We start from the raw sequence: 16,771 nt of genomic DNA, 5'->3' as shown, positions 1-16,771 counted from the left end.
ATTCATCTCTCCGTGAGTGCCGCCCGGGTGCCGGCCTAATGCAGGCCGCTGATCACTTCAGGCGCGACAAAGGTCGTAGCCGGGTCAGGCCGCCTGCAGCATGAGCGTATGCGCGAGCACCGCGACCTGCGTGCGGTTGCGCACGTTGAGCTTGCGCATCAACGCTGTCATGTGCGCCTTCACCGTCGCTTCCGCGATGCCGAGATCGAAGGCGATCTGCTTGTTGAGCAATCCCGAATGCACCCCGCGCAGGACCTTGATCTGCGTCGGCGTCAGCCGCGGCAGCGGCGCGCGCATGGCAAGCGCCTGGCCCGCGTTCGAGATCGCGTTCGAGGTCGCGGGGGCGTGCTGGATTTGCCGTGCGGTCTGGGCAGTCCCGTCCATGGTCATCCTCCTCTGCTGTCGGCTTTTCACGCCCCGGTCGATCGCCGCGGTCAAAGGCTTCTCAGTGTCAGCCCATCGATCTCTCTTGCGGAGTCGGTTGGACAGGTCTTGACTATGCCTCCGTATTTTCGCGGTGATCAAGCCTTTTCGGTGTCTTCAGACAGAAACCTGTCCTACAGCTGCTATCAAACCGGCAGACGAACGCGTCGTCGGATCATTGGGAGTGATGTCGATGATGCAGTCACAGCGCGGTCGCATGCGAACGAACGGCACCCATCCGTGATCGGCGGCGACCTGAGGCTAGTGATCGCGGCGCTGGCGGGCATCGCCCTGGCCGTCGTGATGATCGTCCGCGGCCGGCTGCATCCCTTTATCGGCCTGTTGTGCGGCGCGTTCACCGTCGGGCTGCTGGCCGGCCTGCCGCTGCCCGACGTCGCCAAGGCGGTGCAGAAGGGGGTCGGCGACATCATCGGCGGGACCGGGCTCGTCGTCGCGCTCGGCCTGTCGCTTGGCGCGATGCTGCATCTGTCGGGGGCCGCGGCGTCGCTCGCCCGGGGTGCGCTGCAGATGACCGGCGCACGCGCCGCCCCCTGGGCGACGCTGGGCATCGCGATCGTCGTCGGCCTGCCGCTGTTCTTCGAAACCGGGCTGGTCCTGCTGCTGCCGATCGTCGTCGCCGCCGCGGAGGAGATGACGGGCGAGGACGGCCCGGCACGCGATGCCGCCAAGCTCCGGCTGATCATGCCCGCGCTGGCAGGGCTCGGCGTCGTCCATGCGCTCGTCCCGCCGCATCCGGGTCCGTTGCTGGCGGTCGAGGCGCTGGGCGCGGATCTGGGGCGGACGATGCTGTACGGCATCCTGATCGCGATCCCCACCGCGGTGATCGCGGGTCCGCTGCTGGCGAAGATCACGACGCGCGGCGTCCGGCTGGCGTCACCGGTCGCGACCGACGCCGGGCTCGCCATCACGCCGCCGCCGCGGCTCTGGTCGCTGCTGATCGTGCTGCTGCCGGTGCTGATGATCGCGACGGGTGAGCTGGGGCAGATGATGCCCGCGCTGAAGGGGGCGGGATGGCTCGTCGCGGCGAGCAACCCGGTCGTTGCGCTGCTGCTGACCAACCTCGTCGCGCTGCCGCTGCTGTTCGGGCGACGGCTGCGCGAGGCAGCGATCCAGGACGCGGTGTGGCATGAAACGATGGGCGCGGCGGGGGCGATCCTGCTGGCGATCGGCGCGGGCGGCTCACTGAAACAGGTGTTGGTGACCGCCGGGCTGTCCGACCTGCTCGCCCGGACGGTGCTGATGCATGCGATCTCCCCGCTGCTGCTGGGCTGGCTCGTCGCGGTCGCGATCCGGCTCGCGGCGGGGTCGGCGACGGTCGCGACGATCACTGCGGTCGGGATCATGCCCGGCGTCGTCGCGAACTCGGGCGTCTCCCCCGAACTCGTCGTGCTCGCGATCGGCGCAGGCTCGGTCTTCTTCAGCCATGTCAACGATCCCGGCTTCTGGCTCGTCAAGAGCTATGTCGGCACGAGCACTGCCGACACCTTCCGCACCTGGTCGCTGCTCGAGACCGCGATCTCGGTGGTCGGCCTCGTCCTCGTCCTGGCACTGAGCTATGTCGTCTGAGATGGGACAGGATGCGGTGACGAGAGGGGGCGGGTGCTCGTGAGCGAGGGGCGGCTGGCGGATCGCGCCTATACCGCGATCGTGCGGATCATCACCGACGAAGAACTCGCGATCGGCGACCGGCTGCCATCGGAGGCGAAGCTCGCGGCGATGTTCGGTATGTCGCGGACGATCGTCCGCGAAGCGCTGGCCCGGCTTGCCTCGGACGGCATCACCCAGGCACGGCTCGGCGCCGGCTCCTATGTCAAGCGGCGGCCGTCCGCGCGGCTCGGCACGCACATGCCGATGGATGCGCTCGCCGCGACGCTTGGCACCTATGAGGTCCGCTTCGTGCTCGAGGCGGAGGCGGCGCGGCTGGCGGCGCAGCGACGCTCGGACGAACAGCTCGCGGCGATCGAGCAGGCGCTGGAGGCGTTGCGCGCGGCGCTGCTGTCGAACGCCCCGGCGCATGACGAGGACTGGCTGCTCCACCGCGCGATCGTCGAGGCGACCGCCAACGCGGCGTTCCTGCCGGTGTTCGAGCATCTCCAGGATGCCGTGATGCGGATCCTGCGCGCCGGCGTGGACATATCGCGGTCGCGCGCGCCAGAGGTGATCGGCGCGATGATGGACGAGCATGACGCGATCGTCGAGGCGATCCGGGCGCAGGATGCCGACGGTGCCGCGCTGGCGATGCGGTGGCATTTGTCGCAGGGCCGCAAGCGTCTCATGCCCTGATTGCACTCCGAACGTTGCGACGATGGTCGTAGATGTTCCCCCCGCCGGTCCACGATAGGATCGCCGCATAACGGATTGCGGACCCGGACCGGACAGACGGCCTGGGCCATGACCGAAAGGGGATGGGATCATGGCGAAGGCCAGGCACGACCGAGATTTTGCCGCACGCATCAGCGGCACCGCGACCGGGATGATGGTGTCGGCGATCGCGCTGATCGGGACACCCGTTCTCGCCCAGACCGCCCCCCCGGCCCCGCCCCCGACCGTGACGCCGGCGACGCCGCTTGCCGAGGACAGCCCGCCGCCGGCGTCCGCGGCCGACATCGTCGTCACCGGCACGCGCATCACCACCAGCGGGTTCAACGCGCCGACGCCGACGACCGTGATCGGCGAGGAGCAGATCCTCAAAAATGCCCAGCCGAATATCTTCAACGCGATCGCGCAGTTGCCGTCGCTGCAAGGCTCGACCGGTGCGGCGACCGGCACGTTCAGCACGTCAAGCGGGACGCAGGGGCTCAGCTCGTTTTCGCTGCGGGGTCTCGGACCGATCCGGACGCTGACGCTGCTCGACGGGCAACGCGTCGTCGGCGCGAACGTGACGGGCGTTCCGGACATCAGCATGTTCCCGCAACTGCTCGTCAAGCGCGTCGACGTGGTCACAGGCGGTGCGTCCGCTTCTTACGGCTCGGACGCGGTCGGCGGCGTGGTGAACTTCATCACCGACACGCGGTTCACCGGGTTCAAGGGCAATATCCAGGGCGGCATCACCAATTACGGCGACGATCAGCAGGCGCTGGTCCAGGCGGCGTTCGGCAAATCGCTGCTGGGCGACCGGCTGCACCTGATCGTCAGCGCCGAATATGATCATGAGGACGGCGTCGGGCCCGGCGATTTCGGCACCGATCTCGCCAAGGGGCGCGACTGGTACCGCGCGACGACGCTGGTCAATACGGGCCAGGCGAATAACGGCCTGCCGCAGTTCAACTATCGCGACTATGCGCAGCCCTATCAATATGCGCGGTTCGGGCTGATCAACAACGGCCCGCTACAGGGGATCGCGTTCGACCAGAACGGTGCGCCGTTCAACTTCAACTATGGATCGAACGGACGCCCGACCGGGACGGGTGGCGTGACCGGCTGCTTCCCAGGCAACAGCTTCTGCGTCGGCGGCGACCTGTCGGGTGCACCCGGCTCGGGCGCATCGCTCAAATCCTCGCTCGAACGCCTCAACGGCTTCACCCGCGTCGGCTTCGACTTTGCCGAGAACAACGAAGCCTATGTCACCGTCAACCTCGCGCAGGTGAAGACCAGCAACCAGCCGAGCCCGGGCTATAATCGCCCCAGTCTGACCGTGCAGTGCGCCAATCCGTATCTGCCGCAGCTGATCCGCGATCGCTGTGCGACCGCCGGGATCACGCAGTTCGGCTTCGGCACCAGCAACGGCAATTTCCCCGATCCGCTGGTGCAGACCGACCGCCGCCAATACCGGTTCGTGGGAGGGCTTAAGGGGCGGTTCGATCTGGCCGGCACCGACTGGAATTATGACGGCTATTACGAACATGGCATCACGATCGCGCATATCGATGTCGAGAACACCGTGTTGCAGAACCGCTATGTCGCGGCTGCCAACGCGATCACGCTGAACGGCGCGATCGTCTGCGCCGACGCCGCCGCTCGCGCTGCCGGGTGTCAGCCGATCAACATCTTCGGCGGGTCGCCGCCCTCCGCCGCAGCGCTCGCCTATGTCACGCCGGTCAACGGACCGATGCAGCGGACCAAGCTGACGCAGGACGTCGCCAGCCTGAACTTTTCAGGCGAGCCGCTCGGCCTGTGGGCGGGGCCGCTCGCGGTCGCGTTCGGCGGCGAATATCGGCGGGAATATTACCGCGTCCACGGCGATCCCTATGGCGCCGGCGTCACTGCGCTCAGCCCCAACAGCGCCGACTATCCCGCGGACCCGCTGCTCAACTCGACTTTGGGCAGCAACTGGGCGGCGGGCAACTACAAGAACGGTGGCGGCAAATACGAGGTCTATGAAGGCTTTCTCGAGCTGAACCTGCCGCTGTTCAAGGGCGATGCAATCGGTCGCGCGAACCTGAACGGTGCGGGTCGCGTCACGCATTACAGCACGTCGGGGACGATCTGGGCGTGGAAGATCGGCGGCACCTGGGAGACGCCGCTCGACGGCATCCGCCTGCGCGCGGTGACGTCGCGCGACGTCCGCGCACCCAATTTGTCCGAACTGTTCGCCGCGCCGACCGTCACGACGCTGCCCAACTTCACCAACCCCTTCCCCCCCCCGGCGGCGGCGTCCAGGCGTTCCAGAACACCATCGGCAATCCGGACCTGAAGCCCGAGATCGCGCGCAATACCGAGGCCGGCATCGTCCTGTCGCACCCGTCCTGGCTGCCCGGGCTCGGCCTGTCGTTCGACTATTACAGCATCAAGCTTGACGGCGTGATCTCGACGCTGTCGGCGGACCAGATCGTGCGCTTCTGCTTCGAGGGCAATCAGGCGTTCTGCGGCGGCTTCGTCCTGAACAGCCCGACCCAGGGCGGCAATTTCATCAACGTCCAGCCATTCAACCTCGCCTCGTGGAAGACCAGCGGGTTCGACATCGAGGCGAGCTACCAGTGGAAGCGGCCGCTCGGCCTGCCGGGCAATTTCACCCTCCGCGCGCTCGGCACCAATGTCCGCGAGTTCCTCGTGAAGGCAGGCATCGCCGGTGTCGCGACGGTCGACCAGGCGGGCGCCAACAATGGGGCGACACCCGACTGGAAATGGCTCGCCACGCAGAGCTACGACAATGATCTCTTCAGTCTGACGTTGCAGGAACGCTGGTTCTCCGACGGAAATTTCGGCAACCAGTATGTCGTGTGCACGACCGCCTGCCCCGCTTCGACCGCCAATAACCCGACGATCGATTACAACACGATGAAAGGCGCCTTCTACGTCGATCTTGGCGGGTCGGTGAACCTGTCCAAGCAGGTCAGCCTGTTCTTCAAGGTCGACAACATGTTCGATCACGATCCCGAACCCGCGCCGCAGACCAATACCGGCCTCGACGTGAACCCCGCGCTCTACGACACGCTCGGCCGTATCTACCGGGTCGGCATGCGCGCCCGCTTCTAGACCAGGACCCGCCCCCGACCCGGCTGGTCGGTCCTACCAGCTCGGCGGGTCCGAGCGCGGTGATCGCGGAGGCGGGCAGCCGCCGGGTATCGCTCGCCAGCGTATAATGGTCGCGTCCGCCCGTTGCCGGCTGCGCCGCCGAGGCCGGTGCCGCCTGCCAGACCCCGCCGCCATCGACGACGAAGCGTTGCGCGTGCTGTGCGAGCAGCTGGACCTCCTGCGCGAGCTGCCGCGCCGCGGCGGACGTCTGTTCGACCATCGCCGCGTTCTTCTGCGTCGCCTGATCCATGCTGCCGACCGCGGCGCTCACCTCGGTGATCGCGAGCGCCTGCGCTTGGTTGTCGGTCGCGATCTGCCGCGAAATATCCGCCGCCTCACGCCCCGAGGCGACGATCCCCGACAGCGCCTGATCGACCAGCTGCACCGCGTCGACCGCCGCGCCGATATCGACCTGCGTCACGGTCAGCTGGTTACGCGCACGCTTGGCCTCCTCCTCGGCCCGCATCGCCAGCGCGGACACCAGATCGGCGACCACCGCAAAGCCACGTCCGGCATCGCCCGCGCGCCCCGCCTCGACGGCCGCGTTCATCGCCAGGACGCGGGTCTGGAACGCGATCTTGTCGAGTCCCTCGATGACGCTGTCGATCCCCTTGGCGCTGTCGCTGACGCGCTCCATCGCCTGGACCGCCGTGTCGGTCTTGTGGCGTCCATGATCGAGCGCGCTCAGCGCCTGCTCGGAGGTCGCCACCGACCGCGTCGCGCCCTGCGCGGTATCCTTCAGGCGATTGTCCATCTGATGGATCGCCGCCGACGTCTCCTCCAGGCTCGCCGCGGTGCTCTCGGTTCGCCGCGCCAGATCCTCGGACGCCTGCGCAATCTCGCCCGAGCCGATCTGGATCCTGGAGGCGCCCTGCGCGACCGAGCGGATCAGGTCGCGCAAGCTGGCAAGCGCGATGTTGAAGTTCGCTTTCAGGTCCTCGTAGATCGCGGGATAGTCCTCGATGATGTCGACAGTCAGATTGCCCTCGGCCACCTGCTTGAAATTCTGCGCCATGCGGTTGACCACATCGGCGTTGCGTGACGCCTCGACGTTCAGCGCAATCTGCACCCGCGCATTCTCCTGGAACGTTCCCATCGCCTTGGTCATGCGGCCGACGCAGTCGCGAAAGTTCGTGAACTCGATCGGGCTTTCGAGATCACCCGCGGCCAGCGCCTCCATACGAACGACGGTGGTGACATAGGGCACCGCGATCATCTCGCGATAGGTATAGCCGAGCCCAACCGCGATCAGCGTTGCCGCGACGCCCGCGCCGATCAGCGCGGTGCCCTTAAGGACCAATCCCGCAATTGCGGTGCAGGCGACCAGAACGACGAAACTGGAAAAGGCGATCAGCAGTTTCAGGCGGATAGGCGCGTCGGCCTTGAACCATAGCATTCGGATTATCCTTTGGGAGAGATCGAGCGGGAAAATGGCGCGCGGAACGGCGGCGTCACGGAGCCTCGGGATGGATGGCGCGGTCGTCGCACACGGTGTTGCGGCCGGCTTCCTTGGCCCGGTAGAGCGCACGGTCCGCGCGCTCGACGAGATCATCGGCGAGGACGTCGGCGCTGCGGTGATCCCGGCTGAGCGATGCGTGACCCACGCTGACGGTCAGCACCGGGCGAGTCCCGTCCTGATGGTCGACGCGCAACGTCTCGACCGCCGCACGGATCGTTTCCGCCGCGGTCGCCGCAACATCGGCACCGGCACTGGGCAGCAGCACCGCGAATTCCTCGCCGCCGAAACGCGCGACCAGATCGTTGGCGCGCCGCACCGCTGACCGGATGGCGGTCGCGACGATCCGCAGGCACGCATCGCCCTGCTGATGACCATGATTATCGTTGAACCGCTTGAAATGATCGATGTCGATGAGGATCAGCGACAGGTCGTCACCCGACCGGATCGCGCGGCGGACCTCCTCCGCCAGCGTCCGGTTGAACCGTCGCCGATTGGCGAGCTGGGTCAGCGCGTCGCTGAACGCGTGATGCGCGTTTTCGAGACGCAGCTCGACCGATTCGGTGATGTCGGTCGCGATCTTGACGATCCGTGTCGGCTTGCCGCACGCGTCGAGGATGGGGTTGTAGCTCGCCTGCAGCCAGATCGGCCGCCCGTCCCGCCCGATCCGCCGGAATTCCGATCGTATGAACTCCCCCTCGCGCAGCCGTTCCCAGAATCGGTCATAGCTGGGATCGCAGGCGTCCTCGGGGGTCACGAACATGCGGTGATGCCGGCCGCGAATGTCGGTCTCGGTATAGCCGGTGATTGCGAGATAGAGCGGATTGGCGGACAGGATCGTCCCGTCGAGCGCGAATTCGATCATCGCGGTCGATCGCGAGATCGCCTCGAGCATCTTGATATGGTCCGCGGCGTGCTGATGCTCATGCGTGATATCATTGGCGAGCTTGAACACGCGCTGCGGGACGCCGTTGCTGTCCAGCACCGGCATATAGGTTGCCTGCAACCAGACTTCGCGACCATCCTTGGCGACGCTGCCGAACTCGGTCTGGATCAGACGCCCCTTGCGCAGCGTGTTCCAGACGGTCGCATAGTCCGCCGCCCCCGCCGCGGTCAGCCGGACGAAGCTGCTGTGATGGCCGCCGATCAGGTCCTGCGCCTCGCGACCGAAAATGCGCAGATAGCGATCATTGACCGCAAGCACCTCGCCTTCCATCGAGAATTGCACCGTCGGGATCGACCTCGCCAGCGCGTCGACGACGAACGGGGCGTTCGCCATATCCCATCTGCCGCCGCCGTCCGCGACGTTGATCATCGTATCCATGCCGAAACTCTCGGAGTGACGGGCGTGCAACGACACGTCCGGCCTCCATTATAGGCCGGCACCATGGGGCCCCGGGCGTGTCGGCGCTTTTTTGGCGCGGTCCGGGCGACGAACCGTGCGGCCTAGCGCGAGACGGCGCGCCCGGCGATCATGCAGAGGATACAGCCAGACCCGATGAGCATGCCGGGGAGGAACAGCATCGCCGCGGCGATATGGGGCATGTCCCGGTAGAGAAGATAATGCGGCCGGTCGGACACATAGATGCTGAACCCGCAGACGATCAGCGCCGTCGCCAGGCAAATCATGGCAAGCGAGACCTTGGGAACGGCGTCCCCGACATGCTCCTCGTCATGCTTCGACGGCCGCATCAGGATCACCGACAGGGCATAGGTTGCGGATATTCCAACGATAATTCCGACGATAAGTATCGTCACCGGCCGGTCAAGTATAAGCGAGCATGCCAATATGAATCCAAGCGGGATCATCAGACCAAGCGCAAGCCCTAGCGCTATTGTAAGGAATCTCAATGTTCCGCTGTCATGATCAAAGGCCGCTCTCATGGCTGTCCTAATATCTCCTCGTGCAGGACTTGCCACATTTGCTGTGTTTTCGCTCATGATTTAGATCATCTTGTACGAATAACTTGGAATTTGCTGATCTGGATCATTGCGGTAACGGTGAAGACTTTTGGACTGCAATCGGTTGCATACTCGGCGCCAGCCGTTGCTGTGACCGGTCGGGTGATCCCGACGCCGGGACATGGCCGGCGCCTGCGGCGCGATCGCCAATGGTCGGTGCACGGGCTTGCACGAGCGGCACGCCTCGGCTATGCGCGCCAGCTTCCAACATCTGATGATGGAACCTGCGGGAGACGCGCGTCGAGCGTGCGTCGTTCGTACCGCTAGACTCGAAACCGGGCTGTACGCGCTTGTGCGGGCGGCCCCTATCAAGAGAGTGACATGGCTAAAAAGATTACCGGATACATCAAGCTGCAGGTCCCTGCAGGCGAGGCAAAGCCCGCGCCGCCGATCGGGCCTGCGCTGGGTCAGCGCGGCGTGAACATCATGGAGTTCTGCAAGGCGTTCAACGCCGGCACGAGCGAACTGAAGAAGGGCATGCCGATCCCGACCGTCATCACGGTCTATGCGGATCGCTCGTTCTCGTTCGAGACGAAGACCCCGCCGGCATCGTACCTGATCAAGGAGGCCGCCGGTCTCAAGTCGGGTTCGAAGGAGCCGGGCAAGGTCGTCGCTGGCAAGATCAAGCGCTCGCAGCTGAGCGAGATCGCCACGACGAAGATGAAGGACCTCAACGCCAACGATATCGACGCTGCGACGAAGATCATCGAAGGCAGCGCCCGCGCAATGGGCCTCGAAGTGGTGGAGGGCTGATATCATGGCAAAGCTGACCAAGAAGCAGAAGGCCGTCACGGTCGACACCGTCAAGCTTCACGCAATTGACGAAGCGATCGCGCTCGCACGCTCGGGCGCCACGTCGAAGTTCGACGAGACGATCGAAGTCGCGCTGAACCTGGGCGTCGATCCGCGTCACGCAGACCAGATGGTCCGCGGCGTGGTGACGCTGCCCAAGGGCACCGGCAAGACCGTCCGCGTCGGCGTGTTCGCCCGCGGCGCGAAGGCTGAAGAGGCTCTCGCAGCAGGCGCAGACGTCGTCGGCGCGGAAGACCTGATGGAGACCATCCAGGGTGGCACGATCGATTTCGATCGCTGCATCGCGACCCCGGACATGATGGGCATCGTCGGTCGTCTCGGTAAGGTGCTGGGCCCCAAGGGCCTGATGCCGAACCCGAAGCTCGGCACGGTGACGATGAACGTCGCGCAGGCGGTCAAGGACGCCAAGGGCGGCCAGATCGAATATCGCGTCGAGAAGGCCGGCATCATCCACTCGGGCATCGGCAAGGCGTCGTTCCCGGCAGAAGACCTGCGCGCGAACTTCGATGCGCTGGTCGACGCCGTGGTCAAGGCCAAGCCGTCGGGCGCGAAGGGCAAGTATGTCCGCAAGATTGCGGTTTCGAGCACCATGGGTGCCGGGATCAAGGTCGACACGACGGAAGTCGCCGGCGCCTGATCGGCGTTCGCGCTTTTGAGTGTTAGGAAAGGGGCCGGGAGAGCGATCTCCCGGCCCTTTCTGCGTCAGGGCCGCCTGATGCGCTCAGGTCGCATCGGCTGGAAAGTCCGCACCCAGGCTGATGTCGCGCGCCGCTTCAATCGCGGCCAGCCGTTCGCGCAGCTTTGCGGTCACGGCCTCATAGCCGAATGCGCCGAGCACCAGATGGCGCGGCGGCACGTCCTGGCTGACCGCGGCGATGATCGCCTCGCCTGCCCGGACCGGATCCCCGGCCTGCGTCCCGCTGACGTCCTTCGTTCCCGCCATCCGCGCGCCCGCGGTATCGGCATAATCGGCAATCTGGCTCGGCGTCTGGCGGAGTGATCGCCCCGCCCAGTCGGTGCGGAACGGCCCCGGCTCGACACAGGTCACGCCGATGCCGAGTGGCCCGACCTCGGCAAGCAGCGCGTCGGACCAGCCCTCGACCGCATGTTTCGATGCCGCATAATAGCCCGATCCCGGAAACCCGATGAGCCCGGCGACCGAGGTGAAGTTGACGATGTTGCCGCTGCCCTGCGTGCGCATGATCGGCAGGACCGCGCGGGTGATCGCGAACAGCCCGAATACATTGGTGTCGAACTGGGCACGGATCTCGGCCTCGTCCCCCTCTTCGGCGGTCGCCTGATAGCCATAGCCCGCATTGTTCACGAGCACGTCGATCTGGCCGAACCTCGCCTTGGCCGCCGCGACCGCAGCCTCGACCTGCGCCTGGTCGTTGACGTCGAGCGCAAGGGCGAGTGCGGTGTCGTCATGTCCCTCGACAAGGTCGGCGACCCGGTCGGCGTCCCGCGCGGTGACGACGGCGCGCCACCCGCGATCCAGGACCAGCCTGGCGAGATCGCGACCGAAGCCGGTGGAGCAACCCGTGATGAACCAGACGGGCGATGCGGGGAGAGTCATGGACGAACCTTTCCGGATACGCTGGATATGCGTTCGCAGGAGGTAACGCCGAAAGCCGGGGACGGGTCCGTTATGCGACCCGCCCCCTGCCCTGCTTACAGCCCGATGATACCGCCATCGTTCTTGGTGATGACGATCGTCGACGAGCGCGGACGCGACGGGGTCGCGACCGCGCCGGCCTGGTTCGCGGGCCAGCTGCTGGTGATGTTGGTGGGACCACCATTCTCACCGGGATGCTGGATGTTGACGAACAGCGAGCGGCCATCCGGGGTCGAGTGGATGCCGGTGATCTCGCATTCCTTCGGCCCGACCAGGAATCGCCGCAGCGTCGTGGCCGGCGCCTTGCCGATCCGCGTCGTGACCGTGTTGCTGGTCCCGCCGAGCGTGCTCGTCACGGCGCGCGTGCCGCCGTCGCCGACACGGCCCGGGATTGCCGCGAGCAGCATGCAGTTGGTGACGTCGGTATAGGCGCCGTCATCGGTCTCGATCCACATCACCGGGGTGACATTGCCGGTCGGATTGCTCGGCAGGCCGAACCACAGGCCATCGGGCGACGAGAAGTCGTTCGTCGCGTCGAGCCCCGACAGGTTGATGTTGGTTGCATCGAGATCGCTGCCCGCACCGAATGCGTAGATGTCCCACGTAAAGGCGGTCGCCTCCGACGTGTCGCCGGTCTCGCGCAGACGGATGACATGGCCGTTGGCGTTGCCCGTGGTCTGGCCACCGGTGGTCTTGGGATCGGTATAGGCACGCGGGTTCGACGCATCGACATTCGCCGCGGTGCGCGACGAGTTGTTGGTCAGCGTGCAGTACATCTCGCCCGTCGCCGGGTTCACCGCGGTCCATTCGGGACGATCCATCTTGGTCGCGCCCAGGACATCGCCCGCCAGACGCGCATTGATCAGCACATCGGCCTGATCCGCAAAGGGATAGGTCGTATTGGCGCTGGTGAGCGGCCCCTGACCGAACACCAGCGGCAGCCACTGGCCCGAACCGTCGGCGTTGAGCTTGGCGACATAGAGCGTGCCCGAGTCGAGATATTTGTCGCCGATCGCAAGCCGGTTGGTCGCGTTCGCGTCTGCCGCCGACCAGGGCGTGGCGGACACGAACTTGTAGATATATTCGTTCTGCGCATCGTCGCCCATGTAGAAGGCCGGCTTGACGCCCGCGATCGTCCGGCCGATCTCGCAACCCTCATGGTTCATGCGGCCGAGCGCGGTGCGCTTGCGCGGGGTTGAGGCGGGATCGAACGGATCGATCTCGACCACCCAGCCAAACTGGAACGCCTCGTTGCGGAAATCGCCCGTGGCATCGGTCGCGGCGGTCGTGGTGACGTTCCAGCGCGCATAGAGCGTGTTGGCGGAATCGGCCGGCACGACCGACGCCCAGCCGTAATTGCCGTTGAACGTCGTGGCATTGGCAGTCTCGCGGATGCCGTAGCGGGCGAGCGAGACATTCTGCTTGGCGGTCGACCCGCCGCGTGCGGCGACGTCACCGAACTGGCGACGGAAATAGCCCGCCCAATTCTCCTCGTTGGTCAGATAGGTGTGCCACGGCATCGTGCCGTTCGCACAGTTGTTGATCGTCCCGCGGCCCGCCGTGCCATCGGTCGAATAGCGAGTCCTGAGCAGCGCGTTGCCGCGGACCGGACCACTGAAGCTCATCGGCGTCAGCGGCGTGATACGGCGGTTGAGCGCCGAGGCGGGGACATAGCTCCACGCGGTCGCCGACCGGCTGATCTCGATCACCGAGACGCCGTGGCATTCCATTTCCTTCAGCGCTTCGGCCTCGGGGCGGACACCGCCCGCACCGATCGCGCCGCCGGTGGTCGTCGCGCCGTTGACGTGCAGATAGGCCTGGGTGATATTCTCGTGGTTGAGCACGAGCAGGCCGCGCGTGTTGCCGTTGGCGTCGGGGGTGCTGCCGGTCGCGGCCAGCCCGAAATAGCTCATGCCGTCGTGATGATCGCCCGCACGGCGTGCGAAGTTCGTGTCGCTGCCGTCATTGGCATAGGCGCCGACACCGCTCGCGATCGGATCGCCCAAGCGGTAGAGGACGGTGACACTGTAGCCGGCCGGTACCGAGACGACGTCGGCAAGGCTCTTGGGAACCGCGGTGAAGTCGAGCCGCGCCGGGCTGACGGTGACGCTGGTCGAGGTCTCGCTGCGGATATTGTCGGTGCTGGTGCCGGTGAAGGTGAAGGTGAGCGTGGTGTCGGCAGCGACGCTTGGCGCGGTGAAGGTCGCGGTCGCGGTGTTCGCGTTGGCGAGCGTCACGGCCGGGCCGCCGGTCTGGGCCCAGGCGACGCCCGTCGCGCTGCCCGACGCTACCGTGCCCGTCAGCGTGACCGTCTTGCCCGCCGAGGTCGCGCCCGATGCACCGGCCTGCACGGTGACCGCACGCCGCGGGTCATCCTCGTCGCAACCCGCGAGCAGCATGCCGCCGAACACCGCGGCGGTCGCGGCGGACAGGCCGCCCATCAGCGTCTGGCGACGGGAATAGCGCACCGCGATCAGATCGTTCAGATGCGGATTGGCGCTGGTGTTCGTGTCGATATCGCCATCGTGATAGGCCATCGTCATGTTCGTCGGAATTTTCATACGTCCCCCCGGGATCGGCCGATCTGACCGCTAGGCTGAGCTTTGGCCGGGTAAAGCGGCAGTGCGGTGAAGGAACGGAGACACCTTCGCGTCAGTCACGTGACGGTTCCGCGACACGCACCGGACCGCATCTGAGCGATTGACTTCGCGACCGATTCGGCTATGCGGCGGCTTCGTTCGGCGGGTCCGCCTGCCGAACTCCGTCCGAGACAGTGGGTGCACCGGGTTTGCCGGCGCTTAATCTCCCACCTAGACGGGGAATGAGATTTTGCGGAGCGCTTCCGGCGCCTGCCCTCTCCCATGCCCCATCGACGAGACACCCGGAAGCGCGGGCTTGTCTGCGCCTCCGGTTAGTAACCGGGTCCACCGTGCAAACGGTGAACCTGAAAACGTGGAGAATGGCATGGATCGTGATCAAAAGACCGCGGCCGTAGCCGAGCTGAACCGCACCTTCTCCGAGGTCGGCGTCGTCGTTGTGACGCGCAACCTCGGCCTGACCGTCGCACAGTCCACTGTGCTGCGGAACAAGATGCGCGACGCCGGCGCGACCTACAAGGTCTCGAAGAACAAGCTTGCCAAGATCGCCATGGACGGCACCGACTACAGCTCGCTGGGCGACATGCTCACGGGTCCGGTCGGTCTGGCCAGCTCCATCGATCCCGTCGCGGCCGCCAAGGTGGCCGTGGAATTCGCGAAGACGAACGACAAGTTCGAAATCGTGGGTGGGGCGATGGGCGCGACGACCCTCGACGTCGACGGTGTGAAGGCGCTCGCAACGCTGCCCTCGCTGGATGAACTGCGTGCCAAGATCCTCGGCCTCATCGTGGCACCTGCCACGAAGCTGGCGACGATCACGCAGGCTCCGGCAGCGCAGCTCGCGCGCGTGCTTTCCGCCTACGCGGAGAAGGAAGCCGCCTGATCTTGCAGGCTCTTTTCGTTACTTTTTTGAACTGATGGGGCACATGCCCCGAGATGGAGATTTATCATGGCAGACCTGAACGCGCTCGTTGAGAGCCTGAGCGAACTGACCGTTCTCGAAGCAGCTGAGCTTTCGAAGCTGCTCGAAGAGAAGTGGGGCGTTTCGGCCGCAGCAGCGGTCGCAGCACCGGCAGCTGGCGGCGGCGCAGCCGCACCGGCCGCTGAAGAGCAGACCGAATTCGACGTCATCCTGACCGGCGACGGTGGCAAGAAGATCAACGTCATCAAGGAAGTCCGCGCGATCACGTCGCTCGGCCTGACCGAAGCAAAGACGCTGGTCGAGTCGGCTCCCAAGGCCGTCAAGGAAGGCGTGTCGAAGGACGAAGCCGCCAAGATCAAGGCACAGCTCGAAGCAGCTGGCGCGACCGTCGAGGTCAAGTAAGCCGCAGCGGGAGAGACGGACCATATTGGTCCGCACTCCCCGCAAGGCCGGCCGGCGGTGCTTGCACCGACCGACGCAGCAGGGGCTCCGCCCCTGCTGGCCGCAGCTAAAAAAGGGCGGCCCCAGCGATGGGGTCGCCCCTTTTTTATGCCTGATAGAACGCAACCGGGCCGGATCGATGCGACCCGGCCCCTCGCCTGCGCCCGCCTAGACTTCGATAGCGGGCGCATGGGGACGCGCGGCGATCCCGTCATACATGCGCGCAGGGATATCGAGCCAGAACGGCGCAAGCTTGGCCGAGTCGACCCGCTCGACACCGATCGCCCAGGCACGCGCGGTCTGACCGGCAATCGCCCCGCTGGCATAGCGGATGTTGACCGCGACGATCGGCACGAACATCGGCCGGTCGGCCGCGGTCATGCTGTGGATCGCCTCGCGCGACATGGCCGAGACCGTCCGGATCGTGCGTGACTCGCCCGGCGCGAGCGTGAACGGCGCGGTCGCCGGACGCGCGACCTGACCCGCATTCACCGCCGTCAGATCGGCGTCCTGTCCAGCATGCGCGCTCAGCAGGACCGCCTGGACCCGGATCGCCTCCGCCACGCCCGCACCAACGTTCGTCACCACGAGCTCACACTCGGCGTCGCGCTGAGCAGGTTCAACCCAGCACGAAGCGGGCGCAGCTCGACCGACAGACGCGCCCGCTCCGGCTCGCGCGCACGCCGGTCGAGAAATTGCGGGGTTGCCGACGTCGCGGGCTCAGGCGCTGACGGCGGTACGATTGCCGGGGTCGGCGTCACCACCCGCGCGGGGCTCGGCGGGACCGGCGCCGGCGTGGGTAGCGGGGGAAGCGGCCTTGCCGGCGGTGCCTCGGCTTCAATCAGCGGTTCGGGCTCGTGATAGTCCAGCCGATCATGCCGTTTACGCGGCCCCCTGCGCAGCAACCACAGTGCGATGACGACGATCGGGATGACCGCCAGCCAGAGCCAGAACGGCATCGCCCTGCCCTGCTCCGGCGCGGCGATCGTGCGTTCGACGGGGGCGGAGGACGACGCGGCGGCGGGTGCGACTTCGGGGCTCGCGGTGGTTGCCGGAACGCTGGTGCC

General features: G+C 66.2%; 12 protein-coding genes and 3 pseudogenes. 7 read left to right on the top strand and 8 right to left on the bottom strand.

Annotated elements, in window-relative coordinates:
* Positions 1 to 84: 84 nt before the first annotated feature.
* Entirely contained in the window at positions 85 to 297 is a 213-nt protein-coding gene (locus NI18_RS10205; RefSeq protein WP_037529849.1) for a LuxR C-terminal-related transcriptional regulator, read from the bottom strand.
* Positions 298 to 663: 366 nt separating this feature from the next.
* Here NI18_RS10205 and NI18_RS10200 point away from each other — a divergent pair, with 366 nt between their 5' ends.
* From NI18_RS10200 to NI18_RS10190, 3 genes and pseudogenes are all read left to right on the top strand, one after another.
* Positions 664 to 2,010 carry a gluconate:H+ symporter gene (locus NI18_RS10200; protein WP_037529826.1) on the top strand — a complete coding sequence of 449 codons (1,347 nt, stop codon included), beginning with the start codon at positions 664 to 666 and terminating at the stop codon, positions 2,008 to 2,010.
* 39 nt (positions 2,011 to 2,049) lie between these two features.
* On the top strand, positions 2,050 to 2,727 hold the full coding sequence (locus tag NI18_RS10195; protein ID WP_037529848.1) for an FCD domain-containing protein: 678 nt from the start codon (positions 2,050 to 2,052) through the stop codon (positions 2,725 to 2,727).
* Positions 2,728 to 2,917: 190 nt separating this feature from the next.
* A pseudogene (locus NI18_RS10190) lies at positions 2,918 to 5,859 on the top strand (TonB-dependent receptor).
* 289 nt (positions 5,860 to 6,148) lie between these two features.
* On the opposite strand, the pseudogene NI18_RS27970 reads toward NI18_RS10190, so the two are convergent.
* From NI18_RS27970 to NI18_RS10175, 3 genes and pseudogenes are all read right to left on the bottom strand, one after another.
* Positions 6,149 to 6,652, bottom strand: a pseudogene (locus NI18_RS27970) (methyl-accepting chemotaxis protein); the annotation flags it as partial.
* Between the two features lie 697 nt (positions 6,653 to 7,349).
* Positions 7,350 to 8,678, bottom strand: a complete 1,329-nt coding sequence (locus tag NI18_RS22280) for a diguanylate cyclase (protein ID WP_052149120.1) — start codon at positions 8,676 to 8,678, stop codon at positions 7,350 to 7,352.
* A gap of 122 nt (positions 8,679 to 8,800) precedes the next feature.
* Positions 8,801 to 9,112, bottom strand: coding sequence for a hypothetical protein (locus tag NI18_RS10175; protein ID WP_037529825.1), 312 nt, complete (start codon positions 9,110 to 9,112; stop codon positions 8,801 to 8,803).
* Positions 9,113 to 9,637: 525 nt separating this feature from the next.
* On the opposite strand from NI18_RS10175, the gene rplK reads away from it, so the two are divergent.
* A complete protein-coding gene (rplK, locus tag NI18_RS10170; protein ID WP_031392847.1) occupies positions 9,638 to 10,069 on the top strand; it encodes a 50S ribosomal protein L11 in 432 nt (143 codons plus the stop codon).
* Between the two features lie 4 nt (positions 10,070 to 10,073).
* Positions 10,074 to 10,766: a 50S ribosomal protein L1 gene (gene rplA, locus NI18_RS10165; protein WP_031439626.1), complete on the top strand. Its 693-nt coding sequence runs from the start codon at positions 10,074 to 10,076 to the stop codon at positions 10,764 to 10,766.
* A gap of 84 nt (positions 10,767 to 10,850) precedes the next feature.
* Here the strand turns inward: rplA and NI18_RS10160 are convergent, their stop codons facing one another.
* Together NI18_RS10160 and NI18_RS10155 are read right to left on the bottom strand one after the other, a co-directional pair.
* Complete coding sequence (locus tag NI18_RS10160; RefSeq protein WP_037529824.1) at positions 10,851 to 11,705, bottom strand: oxidoreductase; 855 nt, start codon at positions 11,703 to 11,705, stop codon at positions 10,851 to 10,853.
* 95 nt (positions 11,706 to 11,800) lie between these two features.
* Positions 11,801 to 14,305, bottom strand: coding sequence for a PhoX family phosphatase (locus NI18_RS10155; protein WP_192008366.1), 2,505 nt, complete (start codon positions 14,303 to 14,305; stop codon positions 11,801 to 11,803).
* 403 nt (positions 14,306 to 14,708) lie between these two features.
* On the opposite strand from NI18_RS10155, the gene rplJ reads away from it, so the two are divergent.
* Together rplJ and rplL are read left to right on the top strand one after the other, a co-directional pair.
* Positions 14,709 to 15,224 (top strand): 50S ribosomal protein L10, encoded by a 516-nt coding sequence (gene rplJ / locus NI18_RS10150; RefSeq protein WP_031392843.1) that lies wholly within the window; start codon positions 14,709 to 14,711, stop codon positions 15,222 to 15,224.
* Between the two features lie 66 nt (positions 15,225 to 15,290).
* Entirely contained in the window at positions 15,291 to 15,665 is a 375-nt protein-coding gene (gene rplL, locus NI18_RS10145) for a 50S ribosomal protein L7/L12 (protein WP_031392842.1), read from the top strand.
* A 207-nt stretch (positions 15,666 to 15,872) separates the two neighbouring features.
* Here rplL and NI18_RS10140 read toward each other — a convergent pair whose 3' ends face one another.
* Together NI18_RS10140 and NI18_RS25035 are read right to left on the bottom strand one after the other, a co-directional pair.
* Positions 15,873 to 16,292, bottom strand: a complete 420-nt coding sequence (locus NI18_RS10140) for a hypothetical protein (RefSeq protein ID WP_052149119.1) — start codon at positions 16,290 to 16,292, stop codon at positions 15,873 to 15,875.
* Positions 16,286 to 16,771 (bottom strand): annotated as a pseudogene (locus tag NI18_RS25035) (hypothetical protein); the annotation flags it as partial. The gene NI18_RS10140 and the pseudogene NI18_RS25035, both read right to left, overlap by 7 nt.

Source organism: Sphingomonas sp. Ant20, from assembly GCF_000783375.1.
Lineage (GTDB): Bacteria > Pseudomonadota > Alphaproteobacteria > Sphingomonadales > Sphingomonadaceae > Sphingomonas > Sphingomonas aerolata.
This window is presented reverse-complemented; position numbering and strand designations above follow the sequence as displayed.